Here is a 26,638-nt window from a genome sequence, read left to right as displayed (position 1 = left end):
TAAAAGTTGATATCAAACCATTTCAAGTATTTTTTATGTAGCTTACCTGTGCTTAATAAAGGAATGACAGCAGCTCAACTGGGACTATCAATGGCCACATATCGTCATTGCTCTCGGCCAGAATTTGATGCAACTAATTGCCTGCGGCAGGCGTATGTGCAGATACTGCCGTGACACGCTGCAAGTCCATCCCTGGAGGCTCGACCATGACATCCATGTCATGGATGGTCACGGCCGCATCTACACTGGGTTCGAAAAGCACAACCTTTCAACCTCTGCGTTAGACCTATAAAAATACAAAGAAAAAGAAAAGACCAACAACGACTCAAAGGTTACAGAAAACACCAATTTCCCCATCGAAGTTGCCGAAATACGCAGATGAAAATGCCGTAGAACCATCATGGATGATGGTTCAGGCTCAGCGGGACATGGATGTCCCATCTGAGCCGTTAGGCGATTTTTATTGGAGCATGAGGCCCGTATCTAATGCATGTAACTTCGTCGGGGCGTCATGGTGGATGCAAGGAGGATAAGGACGATCAGTCCTCCTTGCCCGAGTGTGAGCTGGAAGCTCACGACCTTTATCAAACGAAGTTTGATGCATTACCAATGTGGAGCGAAGCGCCACGACTTAAGTTGTTAGACGCAGTCTAACTTAAAAGTCAGGCGCAGCCTCATAAGAACCAATTGTTAGACGAAGTCTAACCCCAAAGCCCAAGCGCCAGCTTGAAACCAAGCATTTGTGGTTACACCAACTTGCAGATACACTTATCAGATACCCTAGACAAAACAAAAAGCTGAATTCCCAACATGGCTTTCTCTCGAAAAAAGTGGAACACCATTATCATTCTTGCCTCAGTACTGATGATTTCAGTGCTGACCGTTATCGACGATAACAGCAAGATAACCCCACTACAGACCCAAGCACTATTTGATAAAGCCGCGCCATTATCGCAACTACAATATGGCGATCTTTGGTTGCAAAAACGCCAGTCTGGCTGGCAATGCAGTAGTGAAGTGCTTAACTGCCTCGAATGGGCTAATGCCTGGGATCAAGTGCATATTTCTGCCCTCACCGATAAACCAGAAACCTCTGGGGAGCCCATTGAACTGGTGATCCAGGTCGATGACCTGGTTGATGCACAACTGTGGATATTGTTTAGGGATCAAGGCTTATTAAAATCGCCAGCAGGAAATTGGTATCAGATCCCACCGAGTTTACGTGAAAGCTTAAGCCCGATTATTCGCGCTCAAACAAATTAGTCTTGGTCTTGGGCTAAGGCACGACTCAAACCATCATTAGGCCATCAATAAGATAATAAAAGAGATAACAAATGCCGGAACTCCCCGAAGTTGAAGTCACCCGTCAAGGCATATCGCCTTACCTTATTGGTAATGAAGTGACTGACTTAATCATCCGTAACCCTTCACTTAGATGGCCAGTCCCCGACATTGCTAAGCAGATTATCGGCCAGACCATTCGTAATGTGCGCCGCCGTGCTAAGTATCTGCTGATAGATACAGATGCTGGCACAACCATAGTGCATTTAGGCATGTCGGGCAGCTTACGCATACTGCCCGCCTCTACCCCTGTCGAAAAGCATGACCATATCGATCTGGTACTTGCCAGCGGCAAAGCGCTACGCTTTAATGACCCAAGGCGCTTTGGTGCCTGGCTCTGGTGTGAACTGCCTGAACAAGCTCACCCGTTATTATCAAAACTGGGCCCTGAGCCACTCACTGATGCCTTTAATGCCCCCTACCTACTTGCAGCCTTGACCAATAAGAAAAAGGCCATAAAACTGTGTTTAATGGACAATCATATCGTGGTCGGGGTAGGCAACATTTACGCTAACGAGGCACTGTTTGCCGCTGGCATTCATCCACAGACTGAAGCGGGCAAAGTGGATGCCGAGCGCATTGAGATTTTAGTCAGTGAAGTAAAACAGATTCTGGCTGGGGCGATTAAGCAAGGGGGCACCACTTTGAAGGACTTTACTAATGCCGATGGTAAACCGGGATATTTTGCGCAAAAACTGCATGTTTATGGCCGTGGCGGCAAGACCTGCACTCAGTGTGGGCATATGCTGAGTGAAATAAAGCTTGGCCAGCGAGCGACTGTTTTCTGTAGCCTTTGCCAAAAGCTTTAAAAGAAGGTACGAGAGCGTTCGCAAGCTCACTTCTAGGACCTAGGTTCTAGGACGGGCTGCGCCCTGCGAGGAAAAGGAAAAGCAAAAGCCAATGCAAAAGCCAAAACACTACCTTTGCCCTTGCTTAGCTTTTACGGCTTTTCCATCTTGACTTGTACCGTCTTAGCTTTTCCTAGGACCTTTTTTAAACCGTCTTAGCCTTTCCGTAGGTCGGCATTTATGCCGACAAATCCTATATAAACCAGAATTGATGGGCTAAAGCCCAACCTACATATAGAGAACATACTTTCCCGGCTTTTCCGTCTTCGCTTGTATCGTCTCAGCTTTTCCTAGAACCTAGGAACTAAGCTCTAAATCCTAAGGCCTTATTTAAACCGTCTCAGCCTTTCCTAGGACCTAGGACCGAAGCTCTAAATCCTAGAACCTGCCTTTCCTAGGACCTAGAACCTAAAATCAATCCATCCAGCGCCCTGGCGTCGGGGTTACATACTGATAACGTCTATCTGGCTCGGCGCATGTCGGTAGCATGTTGTCTTTGCTTAACAATACCCAATCATCACGATGAGCGACGCCCATACTTTTCGCACCAGTAAAATCAAAACAATTAAGCTGTTGATGATCGCCGACTAAGATAAAGCGCTTGTCACCTTCATGCATCCACTGCCATGCATTTCGCTCTTGCTGCTCAAGCGGGGCAAGGTAGCTAAAGTGGGTGATATCAACAGGAGAGAACAAGATAAACTGCTCTTTAAATTTAACTAAGCCAAGTTGACCATCTGGGCCTATCGCCTTAGCAGCGTTAGCCATTAAGGCCTGCGGCGTACGCATAGGCTCTAAAATGCTATAACCCCATGTGCTCATCACAATCCATGTCAGCGCTAGACTGATCCCCATTCTCACCATGGCTTGTGAGCGGCGCAGCGTAATGAGCACCGCAAACCAGATAAAACCAACCGTCAGCAATAGGTATCCCATATGCGTTAAGTCAGCCGAATAATCGGCCATCGCCTTAACAACGACGGAATGATGAATTAGCGCCAAAATACCCGCTGTGGTAAACACTAAGCCAAGCAACCAAAGTAAGCCTGTTAGGCCCCACTCAAACCAACGCTTAAGCTCGGTACCTGTAATAATCGCCGATAAGGCGAGTGCGAGCATTGGCAGTGCAGGCAAGATATACACGCCTCGCTTACCCGGACTGATACTGAAGAACACGATGACTAGCACTACCCATACCAACAATATGGCAATGGTAGGCTCGGCTTTAACCTTGGCGACAAAGCGTTGCCAGTGAGCCACTATCAATAGCGGCAACGGGAACCACATTACAGGTATCACACTCATCAAGAAGTAATACCAAGGCTCAATATGGTGCCAAGCATTAACGTATCGCTCACCGGTTTGCTTAAACAAAATATTGTTTTGATATTGAATTAGCTCTGGTGTGCCTTGGCTTTGAACAATCAGCACCATAGGCACCAGCCAACAGGCAATCACCGCCAGCATGGCCAATGGCCCCGCTAGGCACCACCATTTAAGGCGGCCTTTAAACAGATCTTTTTGGATTAGCGCGTAAGCGATAATCGGGATCAGCATCAGCAGTGGCAAGAAGCCCACGCCTTTGGTGATCACCCCTAGCCCCATAAAGGCCCAGCCAGCAAAATACCAGCGCCAATGGGGCCCCGTCATAAAGTGACGCAGCAAACCATAACAGCCTAAGGTGATCCAACACATCACCATGGCATCAATCTGCGCATTTTTACTCTGGATTAAAAACTGCGGTGCCAACATCAACAACAAGGCGGCATTACGGCCGACACGCACATTCCACAGTCTTGACCCTAGGTCATAAACCAAAAATAGCGTTAGAAAACCCGCTAAGGCATTTGGCAATAAGAAGGCGACTTTTAAGCTGCCGGTTAAGCCATAAAATAGTGCGATAGCCCACATAAATACTGGCGGTTTATCGGGGTAAAACTCCCCTCCGCGCTGGGGGAAAAACCACTGCCCAGAATCCACCATCTCTCTGGCCACTTCGGCAAAACGGGGTTCATCAGCTGGCCAAGGAGAACGCCAGCCAATACCTACCAGTAAAATCACCGCTGCAAACAGCAGCAGCATGCTCAATACTTGATAATAGTCGTCACTATTGAATCGTTGTTGTAGCGATTTCAATATCATGTTTAGTAAACCTTATTATTCATCGGTAACAATCTCGCCCACCTGTTTGCGCAAACGCGTTTTATACAGGTATGCACCTATCAGGGAGGAGAAAACAAACAGCACAATGCTAATGATCAAGTTGTTATGATCTGACAGGCCAATACCTGCGCCAGCAAAGCTGAAGATAAGCATCTGTGGGAGATAACCTATACCGCTACCGGCAAAGAACTTCCACGCACTCACATGCGTCGTGCCAGCTAAGAGGTTGGTTAAAGCGTTACTGCCAATAGGCAGCAGACGGATCATCAGCACCTTTAACAAGGTACGATGAATAATCAGTCTCTCGAAACGAAATAGCTTATCTTTAAAGCGTTTTTTAAGACTGCTTCTGAAGGTGTATCTGGCAAAATAGAAGGTAATCACACAACCCAGCAATGCCGACAGGGTTGCCAGTAGCGCGCCATAAACGCCGCCTAAAGCAAACCCCAAGACAAAGGCGATGACTTGTCGTGGGCCACCAACACTGGTGAATGCCGCCCCCATGAGAAACAGTACCGCCAAGGCGCTGTTACCGTTCTGTTCAACATAGTTGCCTACCCAGTTGCTATCGGTTAAGTGCTCAAATAGACCTTGCTGGGCTGCAAACATCAACAATAGCAATATTGTGATGACCAATAATGTTTTAGCTAAGCGCTTCATCGTTACTTGACCTGTGTGGTCTCAGTTTTGACCACATTGGGTAAACGCGTTCTGCGGTTAAGCCACATCACACCCATGATATCAACAATGCCCACCCACACTCGGTTCCATGCGGTGTACTTTGACTCACCTTCCATGCGGTCTCTGTGATTGACTACCGAGACTTTTATCTCACCGCCATGACGACGAATAAGCGCAGGTATATAACGGTGCATATGATCGAAATATGGCAGCTTTAAAAAGCTGGCTTTTGGAAAGACTTTTAAGCCACAGCCGGTGTCTGGTACGCCGTCACCGAGTAGAGCATCGCGAATTTTATTAGCGACGCGCGACTGAAAACGTTTCCAAGCGGTATCTTTACGATGTTTACGGTAGCCAGCGATACAAAAATCACTGTGGGTCATGGTTGGAATAAGATCTAACATGGCTGGGATATCGGCAGGGTCATTTTGGCCATCGGCATCTAAGGTGGCAATGATGTCACCGCTGGCGTTTTGTACTCCAGTATGTAGCGCGGTACTTTGGCCAGTACTTTTTTGATGACGAATCGCCTTAGTCGCACAACCGAGTCGCTCACCAGTGCGCAGCAACTCACCAAAGGTATCATCGCTACTGCCGTCATCCACCACAATCACTTCAAAAGGCGTTTTATCTTTTAGGGCTCGATGGATCTCTTCGACTAAAGGGCCGATATTAGCTTGCTCGTCTTTTGCTGGGATAACGACTGAAATCAAAATATTTACTCCAAAAAAGTTGTTAGAGCTAATGATAAGCTCTGCTCAATCTTTGACTGAAACCACGACCAAAGGGGTGTATTCACTATCGGCGAGCACTGGGGAATTCTGGTTTTCCTCTATGATCCTCACCAAACCTCTCTATACAGAAACGGATTAAGCTTCTGCTGTAACCTACAGAAAAAGATAAAAATGTAAAAATAAAAACGTACTTTAAACCACTATTATGAATTTTCAGTTAGTGGACTTAATAGAGATCAGCACAAGCACTTTCTACCTATTACCCATCCCATCTATTTCGATACAAAAAAGCCAGCACCTAGGGGGCTGGCTCTACTAGATTATCTAGAATTTGTACTCGTATGTGCTAAATACGGTGGCATTGGTTTCGTTGTCTTGCACCTCAAACTCTGATTGAGACACAGTGCCACCCACACTCATCATGCCATGCCAAAATGGCATCCGATAACTCAGCTCCAACATCAACAAGTCCTCTTTGTGAGGTTGTGGCGCCCATGAACTGGCGTTTGCACCATCTTTATTTAGCTGGGCGTAACGTAGCAGTGAGGTGAAACCTTTGCTATTGGCAAACTGACCAATTAAGCCTAAAACGTACACATTGGCGTCACTGTCATAGGTACTACCTAACGCGCGGCCATAATAACGTGAACCACTTTTATAAGTTGAATGTTCATAGAAACAGTTAAAGGCATTTTCATCTTCACCGCAGAACACCATAGTATCTGTGTACTCGAGGAACAACTTATACTGCTGACCATCTAAGTTAAAACGCGTATCGGCACCGAACATTGAACCACAATCTACGATATCCCATGGTGCAGAGCTTTTAGCATCTTCACAGGTTCTTTCGTAATACACACCAAACGGCACATTGTACCAAGTATCGCTAAAGCGGATGTCGTAACCCGCCATCTGGTTGCCGTAGTTGCTACAGCCCACTTCATCGACGTTATCTGCACGGCAATCGCGCTGACCCGTTATCGATTTAAAGGCGCTATCCCAAGTACACTCTTGACCATCACCACAAAATTGAGTGGTCCACGACAGCCCCATTTCAAGTTGTCTAAAGGGGCGGATTGAGCCACGAAAATTCCATAAAAGCGCATTAGGAGCATACCGCTCCTCTTCAAAGCGGCTAATACCAGCGGTAAAGGTCCAAGGTCCAATCCAAGACAGCCAAGGGGTCTCAAAAGCTTGTGGATTATTACGACTCAGCATGAGTGATGGCATTGGCCTCGCGTTATTAGACTTATGCAGCGCCGAGTCAAATCCCGGCCCCCACCACTGCTCAACAGCGCCAAAGGTAAACATCCAGTTACCCAGTGCCATCGCAAGATAGGAGTCATCGAAACGAAACTCTTCGTCATCACTCGGTTTATAATTGGCTGACGCCGATAACTTATAAGCAAATCGCTCGCCTACGTACTCGTATGATGCACCCAGCTCACCTTGCTCACGATAATCTGAGCCAAAGTGTTGAAACCGCGCTGGGTCGCTTGCTGCCGCAAGCTTTATACTGGTATTACCGCGATTATCGACGGCATTACGGTAGTAATAATTCACCCGCGAATAGGCATCGATTAATGCTGGTGTCAGCATTGATGGCTCTGCTTTGGCAAGATCTGCACCAATACCTGACCACATTAGCGGATAGGTATTAACAGGAACCGTAATCACACCCGCATCGGCTAGCGCTTGAATATCGGCTCTAAGGTAGATATCTGAGGTGTCGACCCAAGGTGCTGCTGCGCTAACACTTGAGTAAATCAGCGCGAATACTGCTAAAAACTGAATAGTAGACGTTTTAATAAATTTAAGCATGGACAACTATTTAGCCTTAACGGTTAATGCATTTGCGACTTCAGGGTGAACAAACTGGCTCACATCGCCACCATGAAGAGCGACCTCTTTGACTAGGGTCGATGAAATAAATGAGTTTTCTTCTGCCGGAGTTAGAAACACGCTTTCAAGATCAGGACTCAAACGACGATTCATATTGGCTAGTTGGAATTCATACTCGAAGTCTGATACTGCGCGTAATCCTCTGACCAACACGCTAGCATTTTGCTCCTTTGCGAAATCCACCAATAAGCCACTAAAGCCGACAACTTCGACGTTATCGAGATGAGCCGTGACGGTTTTTAATAACTCGACACGTTCTGCAAGGGTAAATCTTGGCTGTTTAGAGGGGTTAGCCGCAATGCCAATAATAACGCACTCAAATAAATTAGCTGCACGCTCAATGAGATCGGCATGACCATTGGTAACCGGGTCAAATGTTCCTGGATATATGGCTCGCTTATGCACGTTTAAATCTACCCTTAGTATTGTCACTCAGTAATATGAACGACCACAAAATTCATAGCCCGATTATAATGGCTTTTTAGGGCCACTATCCTACTCGTTATCAGCTTAATTGTGAATGCAAAAGCCAATATAAGCAGCATTACTTACCTAAATCTCACATTCAAATCCATACAGTGAAACATCAATACAAACTCGCTAACGGCGATTAGCCCTTTTTAAGCTTAGGCCAAGTCAATTGGTGGGGTTGCTGCCAGATGGTAAGTTGTTGGCTAACGGCAGGATCTTGGAAGTGTTCTCCCGTTGCGGGCGCAACAGTATATTCATACTGTTTACCCTGAAAATTAAAGTGCAGACTGTAAGCATGCAGATAGCCTCTATCAGCTTCTGCGCCGCCATATAGCGTATCACCTAAAATCGGCACGCCAATACTCGCGAGAGCAACCCTGAGTTGGTGCGTTTTACCGCTATGGGGCTTGAGTAGATATAAACGATCGCCCTCTGCAATAGAGTGAGAAAAAAACTGGGTAATCGCAGGGTTATCAGTCGTGCGTAGCAGTTTATGCATGCTACGGCGAGACTTAGCCATATCACCAATCACCCAGCCTTGCTTCTTCTTAGGCTTACCCTTTGCTAGCGCTAAATAGTACTTCTGCACTAGATGCGCCGAAAACATGCGGGTAAATTCAGCCGCTGCAGCGCTGGATTTAGCCAGAATAATAAGCCCAGAGGTCAGGGTGTCGAGTCGATGTACGGCGTAGAGCTTTATTCCCAGATCGGCCTCAGCCTGAGCAACCACTCCGGCGCTACCATCTTGGCTATGAAAATGCACTTCAGCCGACTTATTAATAACGAGAAAGTCGCGCTCATCGGCAATGACTTGGTACATAGATAGGGGTTTCCACAGTTCAGCAGTAGCTTGGCTAACGCAAAGCTTAAAAAGTGATAATAACCTTTAGGCCAGGCTGATTATCGGTTAGGACTATTTTAGCATTATGACGCGACAGAATCGCCTTCACCATAGATAAACCTAAGCCCGTGCCTTTGTGATGACGACTTGGATCTAAGCGTACTAAACGCTCAAATACTTTCTCACGGGAAGCCTCGGGGATCCCGGGTCCATTATCTTGAATAGAGATAACATTACGGTTCTGCGAGATGCTAATTTCAGCGCCTTCGCCGGAGTACTTAATCGCATTATCGACTAGGTTAAACAGCGCCTGAAACAACAGATACTTGTCGCCACTGACCAAAAACTCTTCACCCGTAGTAAGCGTTAACGATTGACCATTAAATTCAGCCATCACATCGGCCATTTCAAACAGATCTTGGCTGATATTGATTAAGCTGACATCTTGTAGCTCAAGCGTTTGCTGCCCCTCTTCGATGCGCGTCAACGACAACATGGCATCGAAGGTCGCCAAACAATGATCGAGTTCTTCAGTAATAATCGCGCAACTTTCAGTTAATTCTTCTTGCGGCTTACTCGGCAACTGCTCAAGCCCAATACGTAGGTGAGATAAAGGGGTTCGCAGATCATGGGCAATATTATCGGTGACGCCACGCACTGCAGCTAGATTCTTCTCTAGTGCATCGAGCACACCATTAAATTGGCGTGCCAACATATCAAACTCATCTTGACGCCAGCTCACTGGTAACCGGGTTGAATATTGCCCCTGCTCAATTCGCTTACTCAAGCGGTTGTACTGTACTAGGCGACGCAAAATGGCTTTAGAAAATAGATAGCCAAGCGCCAATGTTAGCACCAGCGTCAGCATCAGTGCGGTAATGGCGGCATTGGTAAACTTATCGATTAACGCGCCGAGCTGGTCAACACGGGTCGCAATAAGCATCGGGCCATAGTGAGTCATCACCATGCCACCGGTTAAGATATGTAGTTTTTCAGGCCCACCTGTAAATACCGGAAACTCTCGGTTCTCGGGAAGCATAGGCATGTCTTTGGGGATCATACTGAGCGAGCCAACCAGATCAGTGGAGTCACGCCAAACAATCAGGGCAACTTTTGGATCGGCACCGCGCACCTGACTCGCAAAACTGCGTCTATCAAGTGTTAAAGCCATCTGTTCGTAGCGAGTCTTTTCTGCGTCTAGATGTAGGTCCAGTTGATGTTCTTGCTCGTTGATCAGCTGGCGATACATGCCCAGTAACAAGGTGCCAATAATGACCGTTACTAGGGCAGAAAAAATGATGGTAATGCGCCAGGCACTACTCTGGTAGGGCTTAATGCCCTTGACGTAACCGATATCCAGCACCTCGAACCGTTTCGATCAATTCGCCATGGCCAAGCTCTTCAAACTTACGTCTTAGCTTAGCAATATGCACATCGATAACATTGGTACGTGGATCGAAATGATAATCCCACACAGCTTCAAACAATAGCGTGCGACTGATCACTTGGTTTACATGCTCCATTAGGTACTTAAGTAGCTGGAACTCTTTCGGCTGCAGTAAGATCTCTTGCCCATCTAAAGTCACTTTACGTGTCAGTAGTTCGATAGTCAGTGGGCCTACATTCAAGTCAGTAATCGTCGGCTGCGACTCACCACGTTGCATCAACTTCTCTGCACGAACCAAGAGCTCAGAAAAAGCAAAAGGCTTGGTCATGTAGTCATCGCCACCTGCACGCAAACCTTTAACTCGCTCATCGACATGGCTAAGCGCAGACAAAATCAACACAGGTGTTTGACTGCCCGTCGCGCGCAGCGCTGCTAACAGCTTTAGCCCATCGAGCTGTGGCAACATACGATCTAAAATGATCAAGTCATACTTCATACTGGTCGCCAGCAATAAGCCTTGGTGGCCGTCTGTTGCTGTTTCTATATTGTGCCCTTGCTCAACAAATCCCTTTACGACATATTCGATGGTAGTCGCGTCATCTTCAACCATGAGTATTTTCATGTTTTAGTCCCATTTGAGCAGTGGTAATAATTGTTTATTTTCAATATCGAAGGCTAACTGACGTTTACCCTCAATATCAAGGATTTCTAATTCTATATAACTGATCCCTAAATCGTTGTCGACTTCAGCTTTGACAATATAACCGCTGGTTTCTTTACCGACTAGGGTTAGCATATCTGACAGCGATAAACCATTTTGCTGTAGCATGAGCACACCCGCAAGCTCGTCGCTATCATCTTTTTTAATACGTCCGACTTCGCGCTCTTTTAAGCTGCCGTCTATCGCTCGATATTCATATTCTGTAATGGTGTTAGCTTGGGCATCGATTATCTTAAATTCATAAACTAATTCACCATTTTCGATATCGGCTTCAAATTCAGAGATCACTCCCTCATGTTGCTGCTCAAGCTTCTGCATTATCTCTGTAGGCAAGGGATAATTCCCCGTAGACATCAATGAATACAAGCCCTGACCGGCAAACGAACTACCAGAAACTAACAATAAACCAATTAGCCAGCGAGCCATGGCTCCTCCGAAAAATAAAACGCTAAACCACTTTCAATAAAGGATTATTCAGAAATCAGACGTATGCTGTCAATTTCTATTTCGATACCGCTCCACTCGTCATCGACTTCGCCAACAAGTTTTACTTTCGAGTCGCTTGAAACTTCTATATCACGCAAAAGCTTATTATCAATTTCAACTTCTACGTTACCGCTGTCATCACGGAAAAGGTACTTTTCATCGCCTAAGCTTTGCACTAAATAGCCTGTCAGCTCTACAGGAGTATTATCTTTTGCTGTCGCGGTTTCAGAAGCGGTTTTGATCTGATTAACTGGACCAGGGCCTGTGTATGCAGCCATAGCAGGAAGCGTTAACACTGCAGACAACATGATTAAACCGGTTAATTTTTTAGACATAAAATAATACTCCTCTCAATGTAGGAGTACATAGTACGTCACTCGATGTAACATCAAGATGGAGCAAAGATTAAACTTTGATCATATGCAACTTGCCGAAATAAAGTCCGCTAAATTGCCTGAAAACAAATTACTTTTCCAATATGTGGATTAACTCAGACTTTAACGCCACCGTCGTTTTGGAGCCTACGGTAAGAGCGAGTTTTTGCGCTAAATGCAATGGCACTTCGGCATGAATTTTATGCTGTACGCCAACAACGCTCGCCAACATTCTTACGCTCTCTCCCATCACCAACATAGACTCAACTGTAATATCGAGTTTATTGAAGCTGCGGCACAAACGGCCTTTTTTAATAGAGTTGAAACGTACACCTTGATTGGGGATCACCCAGCGTACCTTAGTGCCCACATCTAAGCTGTCGAAATAGGTACTGGCAATCAGATGTTCACCAAACTTAAGCCAAGTGATCTGTCGCTCTTCTTCTTGCGCTATCACATAGGCATCGAAGATATTGCGTAGGCCCATCTGCTTGGCCACCGCCTCATCTCGCGGACGTGTTAGCACTTCTCTCGGCCGGCCTTGCTGCAACATTTTTCCCTGGCTAATCAAAATCATGCTGTCAGCTAATAACATGGCCTCATTCAAATCATGGGTGACCATAATCACGGGGATCGCTAACTGCTCTTTAAGCCTCGCGAGCTCCAGATAGAGACGCTCACGGGTTTCTCTGTCTACTGCTGAGAAAGGCTCATCGAGTAGTAATACTGACGGCTCGCGTGCCAATGCGCGAGCTAGTGCCACCCTTTGGCGTTGTCCGCCAGAAAGGTGCGCAGGCAGTCTGTCAGGCAGGCCATGTAAATTTACTCGCTCAAGCCAATCTTTTGCCCGCGCTTCACGCTCGGCTTTAGGAATATGATCCAGTGCTGCTATCACGTTTTCAAGTGCAGTTAAATTTGGAAATAAGCCAAAGTGTTGCGGTACATAACCTAAATGCCGTTGCTGCGGCGTCAATTGTACGCTGTGTTTTTTACTAAACCATGGTTTGTCACCGTAACGAATTTCACCGTCTTCAGGCTGCGATAAACCCGCGATCATCCTAAGAAGAGTCGACTTACCGCCCCCAGAAGGGCCGACAACCGCAAGCACTTCACCCGCCTTGCAGCTAAACTCGGCATCTAATTTAATCTGTTTGGTTTGTTTGATTCGGCAATATAGATCAGCGACGATTTGCGACATGTTGTCCTCCAACACGACGCGACAGACTGGTCGTTAACGCCAGTACCGTAACCGCAAACAGCAGTAATACCAGTGACATATTGCCCGCGCTGGCAAAATCAAATGCCTGCACACTGTCATAGATAGAAATAGCAATGGTCTTGGTTTCACCGGCAATATTGCCGCCCATCATCAGCACCACGCCAAATTCACCTAGCACATGAGAAAAACACAATACTATCGCGGTCAATACACCCGGCCACACCATTGGTAGCTCAATTTTAAACAATACTTTTAAGCGGCTCATACCACAGCAAGCCGCAGCATCGCGTACATCTTCAGGTACAGCCTCAAAGGCGCGCTGAATAGGCTGAATCGCAAAGGGGATATTGACTAGAATTGAGGCGACCACCAGCCCTGAAAAATGAAATACTAGCTGATGCCCAAGCAGTTGCTCTAGCATTCTTCCGAGCCAAGACTCACTGCCTAGTCCCACCAGCAGATAGTAGCCGATAACGGTTGGTGGCAACACCAGTGGCACCATGACAAGCGCCTCGACCCAAGATTTACCGGGAAAGTGCCGATAAGCCAAAAAACGTCCCGCTAAAATCGCCAACGGGATCAAAATAAGCACAGTGACACTACTGAGCTTGATTGATAGCAACAGTGCTTCCCAATCCATTAATTCATCGCTCTGCCAAAACCATAGTCTGCAAATACAGCCTGAGCCGACTCCGACTGAAGATAGCTATAAAATACCTTAGCCGTTTCACCAGCCTTAAGGGTTAACACCATGCGTTGCTTTAGTGGCGTATAGTATTTTTGTGGGATCACCACATAATTAGCACGCGCTTTAAAAGGCTTTGCTACTGCTAATGATAACGCCACTAAGCCGCCTTGAGTCGCACCACTCACGGCAAATTGCGCAGCTTGAGAAACATTTTCACCAAAGACTAAGTTCGGTTGAATCGCTTGCCAAAGATCAAGATTTTGCAGCACTTCTTTTGCCCGTTCGCCATAAGGTGCGTGGTCGGGGTTAGCAATCGCAAAACGTTTTAACTGCTTCGCATCCAGCATTTGCTTAACCCCCTCTAAGTTAGCGTCAAGCGGTAACGGAGAAGATTTTGGGGCTGCAATTGCAAGTTGACCTATCGCATAAACCACGCCGTCATCTCGCGTCTGTTTAGCCTGAGTCAGTTGGGTGATATAACGTTCGTCGGCAGAGAGAAATAGCTCAAAGGGGGCACCATGCCTAATCTGCGCCACAAAGTTACCGGACGAGCCATAGGAGATCCTGACTTTACGGCCAGTCTCTTGGGTAAATTGTTTAGCGATATCATCAAGCGCAAACTTAATGCTCGACGCTGCCGCGATAACCGGGATATCTTGCGCCGCCTGCGCACCTTTGCTCATTGCCAAAAAGGGCAGCAATAGTGCAATCAACATAAGCCTAAACTTCATTGAGCCAATCTCCTTGAGTCGCTAATCACGCCAATTAACGGGTTATTTATCCCACATTTTTGCGGCTTGCTCATCTGCGTCACGAGCTTCGACCCAATTAGCGCCTTTATCACCGGCTTCTAACTTCCAAAACGGTGCTTTAGTCTTAAGAAAATCAATTAAGAACTCACAAGCAGCAAAAGCAGCCTTGCGATGGGCGCTGGTTACGCCGATAAAGACGATTTGCTCACCCAGCGCCATAGCCCCTACGCGATGGATAATGGTGACATTGTTCAATGGCCACCGCTCACGTGCCTCGGCTTCGATCTGATTCAGCACCGCTTCGGTCATGCCAGGGTAATGCTCTAATGTCAGGTCGGTAACCGCGCTGCCATCGTTAAAATCTCGCACTTTACCGACAAAGGTCACCACCGCGCCATCGCTATTGTCTTGGCTGATTAACTGGTATTCCTCTGGAACGTTAAAGTCTAGGGTCTGAACACGGATCATATTAACCTCCGGTTACAGGTGGGAAGAACGCCACTTCATCACCATCTACAATCTCGGTGTCCCACTGGCTAATCGTTTGGTTTACTGCAACCAGTAACTTGTCTGATGCCAACACCTTGGCCCACTTCTCATCGGTAGCGGCTAAGGTTGCACGTAGGCCTTCAGCGGTTTGTGTGTGTTCACCGGCTTCAACTTTTACGCCAGCGGTGCCAAGTAGCTCTCTAACTTGTGCAAAAAATAATACGTTAATCATCTTGATTTATACCTTAAAGTGCCCAGACTTACCGCCACGTTTCTCAGTCAAACGTACCTGAGAAATCACCATATCTTTTTGCACTGCTTTACACATATCGTAGATAGTCAAAGCGGCAACCGAAGCGGCCGTTAACGCTTCCATCTCAACGCCGGTTTTACCCGAAAGCTTACAAAGGCTGCGGATCCACACACGGTTGTGCTCAGGTTGCGCTTCTAGCTCAACTTCAACCTTGGTCAGCATTAACGGGTGGCATAGCGGGATTAAATCAGATGTTTTCTTTGCCGCTTGGATGCCCGCAATACGCGCAGTCGCAAACACGTCACCTTTATGGTGGCTGCCGCTCATGATCATCTCTAGCGTTTCGCTTGCCATTTCAATATAGGCTTCTGCTCGTGCTTCACGCTCGGTAACTAACTTGTCTGTCACATCTACCATGTGAGCATTACCATCGGCATTAATATGGGTAAAAGCATTAGTCATTGGGGTTACGCCTTTTATAAAATTGGGGTCATAAAATATGAATGAAAAAAGTACCGTAAAACAAGGCTCTGACGAGACTTATTCGGTTATTTTTTTCACGTGCATCACAAAGTTACAAGGACGATGTGTTGCATCAAGTTGTTCTTTAATCAGCTTATTCCAGCCAGTCTTACAAGCCCCTGTGGAGCCTGGAAGACAAAAAATAGCGGTCTTATTCGCAATACCGCCTAACGCACGCGACTGCACGGTTGATGTGCCAAGTTCGGTATAAGTGATATGACGGAATAGTTCGCCAAAACCTTCGATATCGCGATCAAATAGCGGCTTTACCGCTTCTGGCGTGTTATCTCTATCGGTGAAGCCGGTACCACCCGTGGTGATAATGACCTGCACATTATCAGCGGCAATCCATTGAGAGAGCACTGAACGAATTTGGTATTTATCATCTTTAATGATCTGACGCTCAACCAAATTGTGGCCAGCCTCAAGCAAGGCGCTTTCAAGAAAAGCACCCGAGGTATCAGATTCAAAATTTCGAGTATCAGATAAGGTTAAAACAGCAATATTTAATGCCGTAAATTGGCTTTGAGTGCAGTGTCCCATTATGGTCTCTTATTTATCCGAGTCTAACGACAATTATACCTAGCTTCTGACGCAACTTAGTTGCGTCAGATCAGAATTTAATTAGCCGCCGATAGAAGCTAGGTGCTGAGTCACACCTGTGATGCCGTCATGTAAGAAGTGGGTCTCTTTTTTCTGTGCAAGCTGGCCATGTAAGCGCTCAATCAATTCAGCTTGTTGATCTGGTGTTTGCAACAGATCCCGCAGATCGACGCCATTTTCAGTGAACAAGCAAAGGTGTAATTTACCTTTGGCCGAAACACGTAAGCGGTTGCAGCTGGCACAGAAGTTTTTCGCGTACGGCATGATAAGCCCGATGCGACCTTGATAATCTTGATGACTGAAATTTTGCGCTGGGCCATCGTCGACCGCTGGCGTATCAAACTGCCAGCCTGCCTGTTCTAACTGTAACTTAATATCGTTACCCGCAAGATGATGCGCCTTGAAGTAGTCGTGGCCTAAACCCGTTTCCATCAACTCGATAAAGCGCAGATCGATAGGCGTATTTTTAATCCAGTGTAAAAAGCGCGGTAAGTCTTTATCATTAAGACCTTTAAGCAGTACCGCATTAATCTTTACTCTCTCGAACCCGGCTTCTAAGGCTGCATCAACACCGCGCATCACTTCATCAAATTTATTCTCACCGGTGATTTGGTAGAACATTTTCGGATCTAAACTATCGACCGAGATATTGATGCGTCTAAGCCCAGCGTCATACCACTCTTGCGCATGCTTAGCTAAACGATAACCGTTAGTCGTGGTCGCAATGGTGTTGATCTTATCGTTATCTTTAATGATACGGATAATGTCGGTGAAATCCTTTCGTAAAGAAGGCTCACCACCCGTAATACGAATTTTCTGAGTGCCGACCTCTGAGAAAGCTGAGACTAGATGTTCGATTTCATTGAGATCGAGAAATTTAGGCTTACCATCTGGGCGGTAGCCATCGGGGAGGCAATAGGTGCACTTAAAGTTACATACGTCAGTCACTGACATACGCAGATAATGAAACCGTCGACCAAAGTTGTCTTGTAGTTGGGACATGATCACCTTTCCAAGTAAGGGGAGGTGAGATCATTTCTTTTCTCACCCCGGTGGCGTTATTGCCACGGCTAAAAACCCGTATCTGTTTCGACGTAGGGAAAGAAGCTCGGAGAACCGTCAACCTTGATTATAGGCGTATTTCTGTGACAAACCATACCCCCAGAACCATAATTGTCGGTCCAAAGCACCGAATGCAAAGTTTTTGTGACACTAGTCACGCGCCATAGCGGTCAAAATATATGCGCCGTTATCGTAGAAATACTGTGCCCTTGATCGATTTTGAGGTAAGGTGAACTAAAACATTAAAACACCCGTTTATAGTGTGGTTGATTCAATTCGCACTATTGTCATCGGGGATAAAGAGGGAAGGGTGATCTGATGGAACGCGAATCGATGGAATTCGATGTTGTGATCGTGGGGGCGGGTCCTTCAGGATTAGCAGCTGCATGTCGTTTAATGCAAATATCTCAAGATAGTGGCCAAGAGCTCACCGTCTGTGTGGTTGAAAAAGGCTCTGAAGTTGGCGCACACATTCTATCCGGTGCGGTGTTCGAGCCTAATGTACTCGATGAGTTGTTTGACGATTGGCGAGATAAGAATGCCCCGCTACACACGGCGGTTACCCATGATGAAATTCATATGCTCAGCTCGGCAATCGATGCGCGTACCATGCCAAATGCCCTAGTGCCTAAAACCATGCACAACCAAGGAAACTATATTATCAGCGTGGGTAACCTATGCCGCTGGTTAGCAGAGCGCGCCGAGGAGTTAGGCGTCGAAGTCTTTCCCGGTTTCCCTGCAAGCGAGTTATTATTTAACGAAGATGCTAGCGTTAAAGGCATTCAAATCGGCGACATGGGCGTGGGCGAGGATGGCCAACCTAAAGACAGTTATGAACCTGGTATGGAGCTACACGCTAAATATACCGTCTTTGGTGAAGGTTGCCGCGGTCACTTAGGCAAACAACTTATCGATAAGTATCACCTCGATAATGGTAAAACCCCGCAACACTATGGTTTAGGTTTTAAAGAGATATGGACCGTACCCAGCGAGCAGCATGAACTCGGTAAGGTTGTACATACTGGCGGCTGGCCATTAACTGAAGGCGCCTCAGGCGGCGGCTTTATGTATCATATGGAAGACAACCAAGTTGCCGTTGGTTTGATTATCGACCTTAACTACAAGAACCCTCATCTAAGCCCGTTCGATGAATTCCAGCGCTATAAGACACACCCCGTTATCGCTAAAACCCTCACTGGTGGTGAACGTATCGCTTATGGTGCAAGAGCCATCACAAAAGGTGGCCTAAACTCGTTGCCAAAGCTCACTTTTCCAGGCGGTATGATTATCGGCTGTGATGCTGGCACGCTTAACTTTGCCAAGATCAAAGGCACGCATACCGCAATGAAGAGCGGAATTTTAGCTGCAGAAACATTAGCACAGGCGATGATGGCCGGGGTTGAAGCGGGTAAAGACCTCGATTGCTTACAAGACAGATTTGATGAAAGTTGGCTAAAAGAGGAGCTATATGCTTCACGTAATTTTGGCCCTGCTATGCATAAGTTTGGTACCTATCTGGGCGGAGCATTCAACTATATCGACCAGAACTGGTTCGGTGGTAAGCTGCCTATTACATTACGTGATGAAAAGCCTGATTACGCCCAGATGGCTGAATCGAGTGCTTACAACAAGATCGATTACCCTAAGCCTGATGGCAAGTTGAGTTTTGACAAGCTCTCTTCTGTTTACCTATCTAATACCTTTCATGAGGAAGATCAGCCGTGCCATCTACGCTTGAAAGATGCACGCATTCCTATTGAGGTTAACTTAGTTAAATTTGATGAACCAGCGCTGCGCTATTGCCCTGCCGGAGTGTATGAGATTATCGAAGAAGCTGGTGAGAGGAAGTTTGTTATCAACGGTCAAAACTGTATTCACTGTAAGACCTGCGACATTAAAGACCCAAGCCAAAATATTACTTGGGTTACGCCTGAGGGTGGCGGTGGACCAAACTACCCCAACATGTAGTAGCGCTCCGCCAAGTAAAGAACCCAACAAAAATGCCTATCGAATATTGTCGATAGGCATTTTTATTTTCAACCCTAAACCACCTACTTCGGAAGGTGGGTTCTTTACTTTAGCTGCGCTAAAAAACTCGCGGCTTAATGAAGTTAATCGTTAGCGGGTATTTATAACTCACGCCTTCACTCGCTTTAATCGCGGCGATAATCGTCACTATCACATCAAAGATGGCTAAAATACCAAATAGAAAAAAGCCAATACCGACGAACATGAGTATGCCGCTGACAATAAAATAGATAATGACGCTAATTTTAAAGTTAAGGCAGTTTCTGCCGCAACTTTCCACAAAGGCATATTCGTCACGCTTCATCAGCCAAATAACCAATGGCCCTAAAATACTGCCAAAAGGGATCAGGTAACCCGAAAAGCTCGCAAGGTGCACCAATACTCCCATATTCTTTTCGTCTCGGGTCATACATTCACTCCTTGAAGTCACTTGTGTCACTTGTGTCACTTAGTTGTCCCCTTATCGGGTTTGCGGGCCATATAGACGCATCTGCCAATCTTCTATGGCCATATTCTCTATGCGGCGTTGCAGGCTATTGACCCAAGCAACGGCTAACCCTTCGCAATCAGCTAAACGTTGATATTGTTCGGCATTAAATTCAGGCAGGAAATAGATATGCATCGCCTCGGCGACACTGATATCGGTCAGGCGCTCAAGCAACAAGACGGTATCTGTCACGTAGATAGTGCCAGGCTTAAGTACTCGGTAAAACCAACCGCAACGTCCGCTTTGCTGCATTGCTAGCGCAAATTCTTTATGACCAAACTGTAGATTGAGCTTAAAGCAGGGAGAGCGTGGTTGAGTCACTTGTAGTTCAACTTCACCTATTTTGATGATATCGCCGATATGCACTTGGGTCTCATCTAGCCCTACCGTACTAATATTCTCACCCATGGCTGGCGCATCTTTAAAGCTAGTCATCATATCCCAGCGACGATACTGACCATAATGCTCACGAGGAAAATGATGTAGCACCCGATCCAATCCACCGTGATGTTTAGGGTCGGCTTGCGCATCTCCGACAACGGCTTGAATACCCACTCGTAACTCTGTGGCGCGACACTTGTGATTAATCCCGGAGCTCACGCCTGCGAGATCCACTATTGCTTCGCCATGGTATATGCCTGAGATCTGCTCGACTAATATTTGAGGTGCCATCGATATCCACTCTATTGAAAAACGTAAACTATCCTAATATCGCTATTGTTAATAAGCGCAGCAACTTTATCAAGCTGCAGATACAGTTGATGCCAAACTTATTCCACAATACCTGCCGCCACGCTAATACGACACTAATAAGACAATACCACTCGATTACGACCTTGCTCTTTGGCTTGATAGAGTGCGATATCGACACGATTGATCAGATCTTCAGCCTGTTCCGATGCGCGGTGCTGGGCAGCCCCACTACTCACTGTGACATTAATTTCACAACCATTGACGCGTAATTGTCGCTCAGCCACCTGCTGTCTTATCTTTTCAGCCAGCTCACCACTCTGACTTAAACTGCAGTTAGGCAGCAATATTAAAAACTCCTCTCCGCCCCAACGGCATAACAAGTCATCCTCTTTTAGCTGACTTTTCAGCATATGGCTAACGGTTTGGATGACCAAGTCACCAATATTATGTCCGTAAGAATCATTGACCAGTTTGAAGTGATCGATATCGATGAGTAATAGCGACATGGGTCGATTATCAAGAACGGATCGTGTTAATGAGTTAGCAAAATGTTCTTCGAAGGCCTGGCGGTTGGCCGCGCCAGTGAGCTTGTCGGTTGATGCCATCGATTCTAATTTACGCTGATACTTCCCCAAGGTCATATTAGCGATGATCAGCACCCCAAGAGTCACCAACAAACTTAAACCTATATTGACCCAAAAAGTGGTTAACAGCTTTTGCTCACCCCGCGCCTCATTCTGCTCCACAATTAAGTGCCACTTAAATTCTGGCACCAAACGGCTATTTAGGAAGATAGTATTGCCAGCCTTTTGATACGAAAACGAGGTGCTAGGGCTAGCAAGTATTCTGATTGCGAGCTTTTCAAGCCCTGGGCTGGTTTGCAACGTCGCAGCGCCATCATACTGCTGACTGTGCAGGGTAATCACGCCTTGCCTATCGGTAAAATACACGCTGCGGTTATAACGAGTCTGATAGAGCTCAATTAGACGTTTTACACTTTCAACGGCTAAACCAACCCCGGTCACACCAATAAAGTTACCTTCAAAGTCAAACACCTTATAGTTAACGTAGATAACAGTTCGATTCTGATCTGCCGAATCTTGATCAATATTAACTTCAAAGTTTTCATCTTCAGGTAGAGAACGAACTCTAAAATACCAAGCATCGTCAGGATCGATATCTTTAATCTGTTTAAGTACTCCACTGGAGTGGTAATACTTACGTGAGGCTTCGGAGACAAAAAAACTGGTGACGGTGCCGTATTTTTCCTGGATCTCTTTCAAATAGCGAATGAGTTTCTCTGGATGCTTTTCTTGATTAATGGTCCAGTCTCTGACAAAAGTGTCTTGCGCCATCAATGAAGAAATAAAAATAGGTCTAAGCAGATCTTGCTGAATTTCCGAGTAAATATTGTCACTGGTCAGTGGCAGGTTATTCTCTTTAATCTGTTCACTTAGTGAATCGTGGGCGACTTGATAACTGATCCCACTGGTCACCACGAAGGCCGCTAGCAGCAATAAAGAGAGAATCCATATAAAACGCTTTTTATCATTCCAAACTCGATTGCCCATACTCCATCCTCACTCAACATCAGTGAACTGCTGCAGCCCTAAGCCCAGCAGTTGTTAAACTTTTGTGAATGGTAACTGAAAAGAAAAGTACTCGCATCGACTTTTAATCTATTACTGCAATTTAAATACAATAAATAAAAAGCCTCGCTAAAGGAGCGAGGCTAAATATACTGCTTAGGAGTGGAAGTTTGCATTCAGAGTGTATCTGCAAAGTATCCTAGACGTAGAAGATGACACGAATAGAGCATAGACATTGCATCGATATGACTTCGCTATAAATTAACTAAAATAAAAGACTACTCCGGCGATAAATGTTGTTTCAAGCCCTTGCCTGGGATAGAGCTGTTACACGTCACCGCAAATCCAGACCAAACGGCAGCTTCCTGCATTGACTCCATCATTGTTTGTTGACTGACTAAGCCATGAATAAGCCCGGCCGCATAAGCGTCCCCTGCCCCCGTAGTATCGACCACTTGGCACGGTACAGCTGCAACTTGAACGGGGGCTAATTCGCTGTAGAGAGTCGCTCCGTTCTCGCCATCGGTAACCACAAAGTATCGTAACTGTTCGCCCGCAATTGTTTTAGCGAACACCCATGGGTCGCCGTCGCAGCGCCCCTGCATATCACTCAACGACGCTATCAGCACATGACAGGGCCGCGCCCGCTCATCTTTGGCTAACTGAGCCACCACCCAGCAATGAGCCATTGCCGTCTTGGCCCAGCTCGCAGCGCCCTCAGTTGAGGAGTTGATATAAAGGGCATCTATATTTTGCCAATTGGGCGGTAGTGGCAGCTCGAACTTAGGTCGTTCAGGCCGAATAATGGTGCGCTCGCCATCAGGGGTCATCATCAACAACATCTCGCAAGTATTACCTGCTCGGCGCTGGATCTGACTACAGTTAATCCCTTGGGTACTCGCCTCGGCTAATAGCCAGTCACCAACCTTATCACGGCCAACCTCAGTCACTAAGGATACCTGATGCCCAGCCCAGACTAGCCCTATACCTGTATTGGCACCGCCGCCACCTAAGCGCTGACCACCATCTTTATAATGAAATCTGCCACCGGTTTTAATGGCATGGTTGAGCAAAAAAATACGATCACAATTGAGGTTTGCTACCAGTAATATATTCGCCATAGCTTTTCGATAAGGAAGATAATGACTCTGATAGTAAGAGATTTATCCGCGGGTTCCAAGTCGTAGGCTAAACATGTGTCATAAAGGGCTATTTATTACATTTATTACCATCTATGTAAGCGATCTCTCAAGCCTATGTAAGCCCTCGTAAGCACTGCTTTCTCTTTATGTCTCACACATAACGGCTAACAGTATGAAAGTTAACCAAACAAATGAAAGACTCGGCAAAGTCTCACCATGATTAGATTTAGCTATTCAATAATGTAATAGCAAAATTAAGATTAACGAAAGTAATATATAGCAAAGCATCTAAGTAGGAATGATTGAATGGACTCAATTATTGGTGTAAACGAGCAAATGGAGTTTGGGGCAACGCCAGAGGCCCAGCTTACTCGATATCAAGCGTGTTTAGTGGAATTCGAACAGCTGCAATATACCGATGAGTACGTGTTGCAGGTCAAAGAAGATATCAAAAAACTACAGGCGATGATCGCAAAAAAGGGTGAACCCTAACGCGATCACCCTTCTAAATTTATAAGCTACAATATTACATGTCGCAGGCTTTAAGCGGCTTGCGTAGCTGAGCACGGACGTTATCCATGCCTGAATAGAACTCTTTCATCATCAGTAGTCCCATCATCTTACCGTTATCGGTCACAATCAGCTTATCAGGGTCTGTTGGGTCATTCTTAATTGCGCCGATAGCCTTCATCGATGCCATCTCTTTGAACAAGGCAGTATCGAGATTTACACCGAAAGTTTCACGGAAATACTTACGTGATAATCGACCCGAGAACATCCCCAATAAGAAACGATACTGCATGACTTCCTTACGGCCATAATTTTTCTGCTGATCAACACCCATACGACCACCAGCAATGCGTTCTTGGTAATTTCTTAGAGAGAATGTATTCACATAAAGCGTATCATTTAAGAAACTAAATGAACCTGAACCGACACCTAGATACTCATCATAATCGATAACGTATTCATCAAAGCCTTCGTTATTCGCCTTACCAAACGCCCAAGCTGATAACTGGTTATATTGACCATTCAAGCTATTCAGGATTTGACGATACTGACGTGCCATATCCCCATGTGGCGCGGCTAACTTACCTTTGACGCTCTTACGCGTTTGGTGAGTAATCATCAGCGGATAAGTCGTAATTTGGCGAGGGTCCAAACGAGAGGCCATATCCAAGTCATGCTGGATCACCTCATCGGTCTGGCCACGGAAGCCAAAAATAAGATCGACGTTAATGATCGGAAACAGCTCTTTGGCTGCCATGATCTTATCGAAGGTCTCTTGTCCAGAACCGAACTTATCAAGACGGTCTGTCATCGCTAGAATATCATCATTAAAGCTCTGCACGCCTATCGACATACGATCCACTAAGCCTTCTAGCTGTTTAAAGCCTGGGCTATCTAAGTGCTGTGGATCAGACTCGCACGACACCTCTTTGATGCTTGGGAATAGTTTTTTAGCGTGTTCAATTGTACGGGCCAACTCGTCTTCTAATACGGTTGTTGTGCCGCCACCGATATACATAGACTCGAAGTCATAGCCTAATGCTTTAACCATATCCATCTCTTTACGCAAAGAGATAAAATAAGCGCGCGCCTTATCCTCTTTAAATAGGAAGCGGTGGAAGGTACAGAATGAACATAGGGTATGACAAAAAGGGATATGGGCATAAAGCATGTACTTCTTGCCTTCAATTGGATTTGGCATCATTTCAGCCGAAACCGTGTCTAATCTTAAATTGCGATCAACATAAAACTGCATGACTTTTTCCATACCGCTAATCATCCAGTTAGGCGTAGTGATGTTGGCGTTATACGGTTGAGCAGTTTCAGGCAAAATAATTGAAGACATAAAAATTCCTATAAAATAGTGCTAATTACAAAAGAATTGAAAATATGGGAATGAACTAGCGGAAAGCAAAATTAGCACTTTAATTAAGCATAAAACGTGATTTGGTTATAACTTAACGTTTCCTACCAATGAAATGTAGTTTTTTTTGTTAAGCAGATCATAGTTTAGTGTTTGCGCATAAAACGTACAGCAGACCCCTGATATAAAAACACCCCAGCTACAAGTAGCTGGGGTGTTTAGGCGTTAAGTGTAAAGAGGATTACTCTTTGTACTTAAGCGTACCGTTCTCTTTGATCTCATCGAACCAAAGATTGTGGTGTTGGCTTGCCCAAGTTTCGTCACAGTAACCAGAAACCATACACTCCATACCACCTTCAGACATAACCGTTGCCATGAAGATATGCACGATTGAGAAAGCAGTAATGATGATAGCACTGACAGAGTGAAGCACTAACGCAATTAGGCTTAATGTACGGCTAGGCTCGAACAAGTTCGGGAATAGCAATAACATACCAGAAGCAGAAATCAGCAGGCCAAAGGCAGCGAATGCCCAGAACCATAACTTCTCACCCGCGTTAGCAAAACCTGCGTCAGGATGCTTACCTTTAAATGGACCGAAGTTGATGTAACCACCAACAACCATCATCCATTTAATGTCGTACATCTTAGGCATCTGGTTCTTAGCCCATAACGTTACCATTAGCGCCCAACCCAACATGAATGGGATCGCCATGATGTCGTGGACTTGCTTAGCAGCGTTTACCATACCAGCCCATAGGCCTTCACCTATGTACGGCTGAACGAAGTAACGACCAGCAAGTAGCATTAAGCCTGTCAGAATCAATAGCAGACAAGGGATCGCACCTAGCCAGTGAATTGATACGTCAAACTTAGACCAGCGGTAAACCAGCTTGCCTGAGTAACCACCGTGAAGCTTAGAAATGCCATTCACTTTGATAAACAGAACAAAAATAATGATCATGCCGAAAAGGGCAGCCATTAACGCTGGAGCAAGAATATCACTACGCAATTCAAGCACACGTAGGTCATACGTGTTGATTGCTTGACCGTGGAACTCACTTGTTGATGTTGTACGGCCTTCTTCGCCAGCTTTTAGCTGAGCCCAAATTTGACCGTTGTTAACTTCAATAGTGTCGCCCACTTTGTCAGTAGCATGAGCGAAAACAGAGACACTGAAAAACAGTGCAATTGCTACGCCTATGTGTTTTAACCATTTGTTCATAATACGTCCTCTTTTACCACAGGGTGGCTCAAGAAAATGAGCCACCTAGGGTACGTTGGATGTT

29 protein-coding genes and 1 riboswitch are annotated in these 26,638 nt (G+C 45.9%); of the genes, 4 read left to right on the top strand and 25 right to left on the bottom strand.

Annotated features, from left to right (window positions below; genetic code table 11):
- Nucleotides 1-133: 133 nt before the first annotated feature.
- A complete protein-coding gene (locus ACVBIL_RS08195) occupies nucleotides 134-262 on the bottom strand; it encodes a hypothetical protein (RefSeq protein WP_447166485.1) in 129 nt (42 codons plus the stop codon).
- Nucleotides 263-810: 548 nt separating this feature from the next.
- Here ACVBIL_RS08195 and ACVBIL_RS08190 point away from each other — a divergent pair.
- Together ACVBIL_RS08190 and mutM are read left to right on the top strand one after the other, a co-directional pair.
- The gene (locus ACVBIL_RS08190; protein WP_447166484.1) at nucleotides 811-1,263 is read left to right on the top strand and encodes a hypothetical protein; all 453 of its coding nucleotides are present in this window, start codon (nucleotides 811-813) and stop codon (nucleotides 1,261-1,263) included.
- Nucleotides 1,264-1,334: 71 nt separating this feature from the next.
- The gene (gene mutM / locus ACVBIL_RS08185) at nucleotides 1,335-2,150 is read left to right on the top strand and encodes a bifunctional DNA-formamidopyrimidine glycosylase/DNA-(apurinic or apyrimidinic site) lyase (protein ID WP_447166483.1); all 816 of its coding nucleotides are present in this window, start codon (nucleotides 1,335-1,337) and stop codon (nucleotides 2,148-2,150) included.
- 453 nt (nucleotides 2,151-2,603) lie between these two features.
- On the opposite strand, the gene ACVBIL_RS08180 is transcribed toward mutM, so the two are convergent.
- From ACVBIL_RS08180 to moaA, 18 genes are all read right to left on the bottom strand, one after another.
- Entirely contained in the window at nucleotides 2,604-4,325 is a 1,722-nt protein-coding gene (locus ACVBIL_RS08180) for an ArnT family glycosyltransferase (protein ID WP_447166497.1), read from the bottom strand.
- A 21-nt stretch (nucleotides 4,326-4,346) separates the two neighbouring features.
- A complete protein-coding gene (locus tag ACVBIL_RS08175) occupies nucleotides 4,347-5,012 on the bottom strand; it encodes a TVP38/TMEM64 family protein (protein WP_447166482.1) in 666 nt (221 codons plus the stop codon).
- Between the two features lie 2 nt (nucleotides 5,013-5,014).
- Nucleotides 5,015-5,746: a glycosyltransferase family 2 protein gene (locus ACVBIL_RS08170; RefSeq protein WP_447166481.1), complete on the bottom strand. Its 732-nt coding sequence runs from the start codon at nucleotides 5,744-5,746 to the stop codon at nucleotides 5,015-5,017.
- 345 nt (nucleotides 5,747-6,091) lie between these two features.
- Entirely contained in the window at nucleotides 6,092-7,588 is a 1,497-nt protein-coding gene (locus ACVBIL_RS08165; RefSeq protein ID WP_447166480.1) for a capsule assembly Wzi family protein, read from the bottom strand.
- A 6-nt stretch (nucleotides 7,589-7,594) separates the two neighbouring features.
- Nucleotides 7,595-8,074 (bottom strand): pantetheine-phosphate adenylyltransferase, encoded by a 480-nt coding sequence (gene coaD / locus ACVBIL_RS08160; protein ID WP_447166479.1) that lies wholly within the window; start codon nucleotides 8,072-8,074, stop codon nucleotides 7,595-7,597.
- A 205-nt stretch (nucleotides 8,075-8,279) separates the two neighbouring features.
- A complete protein-coding gene (locus ACVBIL_RS08155; protein WP_447166478.1) occupies nucleotides 8,280-8,960 on the bottom strand; it encodes a TIGR01621 family pseudouridine synthase in 681 nt (226 codons plus the stop codon).
- 46 nt (nucleotides 8,961-9,006) lie between these two features.
- Entirely contained in the window at nucleotides 9,007-10,230 is a 1,224-nt protein-coding gene (locus ACVBIL_RS08150) for a sensor histidine kinase (protein WP_447166496.1), read from the bottom strand.
- A gap of 82 nt (nucleotides 10,231-10,312) precedes the next feature.
- The gene (locus ACVBIL_RS08145) at nucleotides 10,313-10,990 is read right to left on the bottom strand and encodes a response regulator transcription factor (RefSeq protein ID WP_028766736.1); all 678 of its coding nucleotides are present in this window, start codon (nucleotides 10,988-10,990) and stop codon (nucleotides 10,313-10,315) included.
- A gap of 3 nt (nucleotides 10,991-10,993) precedes the next feature.
- Complete coding sequence (locus tag ACVBIL_RS08140) at nucleotides 10,994-11,515, bottom strand: PepSY domain-containing protein (RefSeq protein WP_447166477.1); 522 nt, start codon at nucleotides 11,513-11,515, stop codon at nucleotides 10,994-10,996.
- Nucleotides 11,516-11,559: 44 nt separating this feature from the next.
- Nucleotides 11,560-11,910, bottom strand: a complete 351-nt coding sequence (locus ACVBIL_RS08135; protein ID WP_447166476.1) for a YgiW/YdeI family stress tolerance OB fold protein — start codon at nucleotides 11,908-11,910, stop codon at nucleotides 11,560-11,562.
- A 130-nt stretch (nucleotides 11,911-12,040) separates the two neighbouring features.
- Nucleotides 12,041-13,147, bottom strand: coding sequence for an ABC transporter ATP-binding protein (locus tag ACVBIL_RS08130; RefSeq protein WP_447166475.1), 1,107 nt, complete (start codon nucleotides 13,145-13,147; stop codon nucleotides 12,041-12,043).
- Complete coding sequence (modB, locus tag ACVBIL_RS08125; RefSeq protein WP_012157302.1) at nucleotides 13,128-13,808, bottom strand: molybdate ABC transporter permease subunit; 681 nt, start codon at nucleotides 13,806-13,808, stop codon at nucleotides 13,128-13,130. The genes ACVBIL_RS08130 and modB overlap by 20 nt, the downstream gene beginning before the upstream one ends.
- Nucleotides 13,808-14,587, bottom strand: a complete 780-nt coding sequence (gene modA, locus ACVBIL_RS08120) for a molybdate ABC transporter substrate-binding protein (protein WP_447166474.1) — start codon at nucleotides 14,585-14,587, stop codon at nucleotides 13,808-13,810. Before modA ends, modB begins: the two co-directional genes overlap by 1 nt.
- Before the next feature lie 42 nt (nucleotides 14,588-14,629).
- A complete protein-coding gene (moaE, locus tag ACVBIL_RS08115; RefSeq protein ID WP_447166473.1) occupies nucleotides 14,630-15,076 on the bottom strand; it encodes a molybdopterin synthase catalytic subunit MoaE in 447 nt (148 codons plus the stop codon).
- Between the two features lies 1 nt (nucleotide 15,077).
- Complete coding sequence (gene moaD, locus ACVBIL_RS08110; RefSeq protein WP_447166472.1) at nucleotides 15,078-15,329, bottom strand: molybdopterin synthase sulfur carrier subunit; 252 nt, start codon at nucleotides 15,327-15,329, stop codon at nucleotides 15,078-15,080.
- Nucleotides 15,330-15,335: 6 nt separating this feature from the next.
- Entirely contained in the window at nucleotides 15,336-15,812 is a 477-nt protein-coding gene (gene moaC / locus ACVBIL_RS08105) for a cyclic pyranopterin monophosphate synthase MoaC (protein WP_447166471.1), read from the bottom strand.
- Between the two features lie 78 nt (nucleotides 15,813-15,890).
- Nucleotides 15,891-16,415 carry a molybdenum cofactor biosynthesis protein B gene (gene moaB, locus ACVBIL_RS08100; protein ID WP_447166470.1) on the bottom strand — a complete coding sequence of 175 codons (525 nt, stop codon included), beginning with the start codon at nucleotides 16,413-16,415 and terminating at the stop codon, nucleotides 15,891-15,893.
- Nucleotides 16,416-16,496: 81 nt separating this feature from the next.
- Nucleotides 16,497-17,477, bottom strand: a complete 981-nt coding sequence (moaA, locus tag ACVBIL_RS08095; protein WP_447166469.1) for a GTP 3',8-cyclase MoaA — start codon at nucleotides 17,475-17,477, stop codon at nucleotides 16,497-16,499.
- Nucleotides 17,465-17,601: riboswitch (molybdenum cofactor riboswitch) on the bottom strand. (Overlaps the previous gene by 13 nt.)
- 254 nt (nucleotides 17,602-17,855) lie before the next feature.
- Here moaA and ACVBIL_RS08090 point away from each other — a divergent pair.
- Entirely contained in the window at nucleotides 17,856-19,505 is a 1,650-nt protein-coding gene (locus ACVBIL_RS08090) for an electron transfer flavoprotein-ubiquinone oxidoreductase (protein ID WP_447166468.1), read from the top strand.
- A gap of 118 nt (nucleotides 19,506-19,623) precedes the next feature.
- Here ACVBIL_RS08090 and ACVBIL_RS08085 read toward each other — a convergent pair whose 3' ends face one another.
- The 4 genes from ACVBIL_RS08085 to ACVBIL_RS08070 form a co-directional block, all read right to left on the bottom strand.
- The gene (locus ACVBIL_RS08085; RefSeq protein WP_447166467.1) at nucleotides 19,624-19,974 is read right to left on the bottom strand and encodes a DUF4870 domain-containing protein; all 351 of its coding nucleotides are present in this window, start codon (nucleotides 19,972-19,974) and stop codon (nucleotides 19,624-19,626) included.
- Nucleotides 19,975-20,025: 51 nt separating this feature from the next.
- The gene (locus tag ACVBIL_RS08080) at nucleotides 20,026-20,724 is read right to left on the bottom strand and encodes an MOSC domain-containing protein (RefSeq protein WP_447166466.1); all 699 of its coding nucleotides are present in this window, start codon (nucleotides 20,722-20,724) and stop codon (nucleotides 20,026-20,028) included.
- 134 nt (nucleotides 20,725-20,858) lie between these two features.
- Nucleotides 20,859-22,316, bottom strand: a complete 1,458-nt coding sequence (locus tag ACVBIL_RS08075; RefSeq protein ID WP_447166465.1) for a sensor domain-containing diguanylate cyclase — start codon at nucleotides 22,314-22,316, stop codon at nucleotides 20,859-20,861.
- 296 nt (nucleotides 22,317-22,612) lie between these two features.
- A complete protein-coding gene (locus ACVBIL_RS08070) occupies nucleotides 22,613-23,455 on the bottom strand; it encodes a PfkB family carbohydrate kinase (RefSeq protein WP_447166464.1) in 843 nt (280 codons plus the stop codon).
- Nucleotides 23,456-23,782: 327 nt separating this feature from the next.
- Here ACVBIL_RS08070 and ACVBIL_RS08065 point away from each other — a divergent pair, with 327 nt between their 5' ends.
- Nucleotides 23,783-23,968: a hypothetical protein gene (locus ACVBIL_RS08065; protein WP_447166463.1), complete on the top strand. Its 186-nt coding sequence runs from the start codon at nucleotides 23,783-23,785 to the stop codon at nucleotides 23,966-23,968.
- Nucleotides 23,969-24,002: 34 nt separating this feature from the next.
- On the opposite strand, the gene ACVBIL_RS08060 is transcribed toward ACVBIL_RS08065, so the two are convergent.
- Nucleotides 24,003-25,331 carry a coproporphyrinogen III oxidase family protein gene (locus tag ACVBIL_RS08060; RefSeq protein WP_447166462.1) on the bottom strand — a complete coding sequence of 443 codons (1,329 nt, stop codon included), beginning with the start codon at nucleotides 25,329-25,331 and terminating at the stop codon, nucleotides 24,003-24,005.
- A 259-nt stretch (nucleotides 25,332-25,590) separates the two neighbouring features.
- Nucleotides 25,591-26,574, bottom strand: coding sequence for a formate dehydrogenase subunit gamma (locus tag ACVBIL_RS08055; protein WP_447166461.1), 984 nt, complete (start codon nucleotides 26,572-26,574; stop codon nucleotides 25,591-25,593).
- Nucleotides 26,575-26,638: the final 64 nt, after the last annotated feature.

It is taken from the genome of Shewanella sp. 125m-7 (assembly GCF_052977045.1).
Note: the sequence above shows the minus strand (reverse complement) of the source record. Positions and strands in the feature narration are given on the sequence as shown.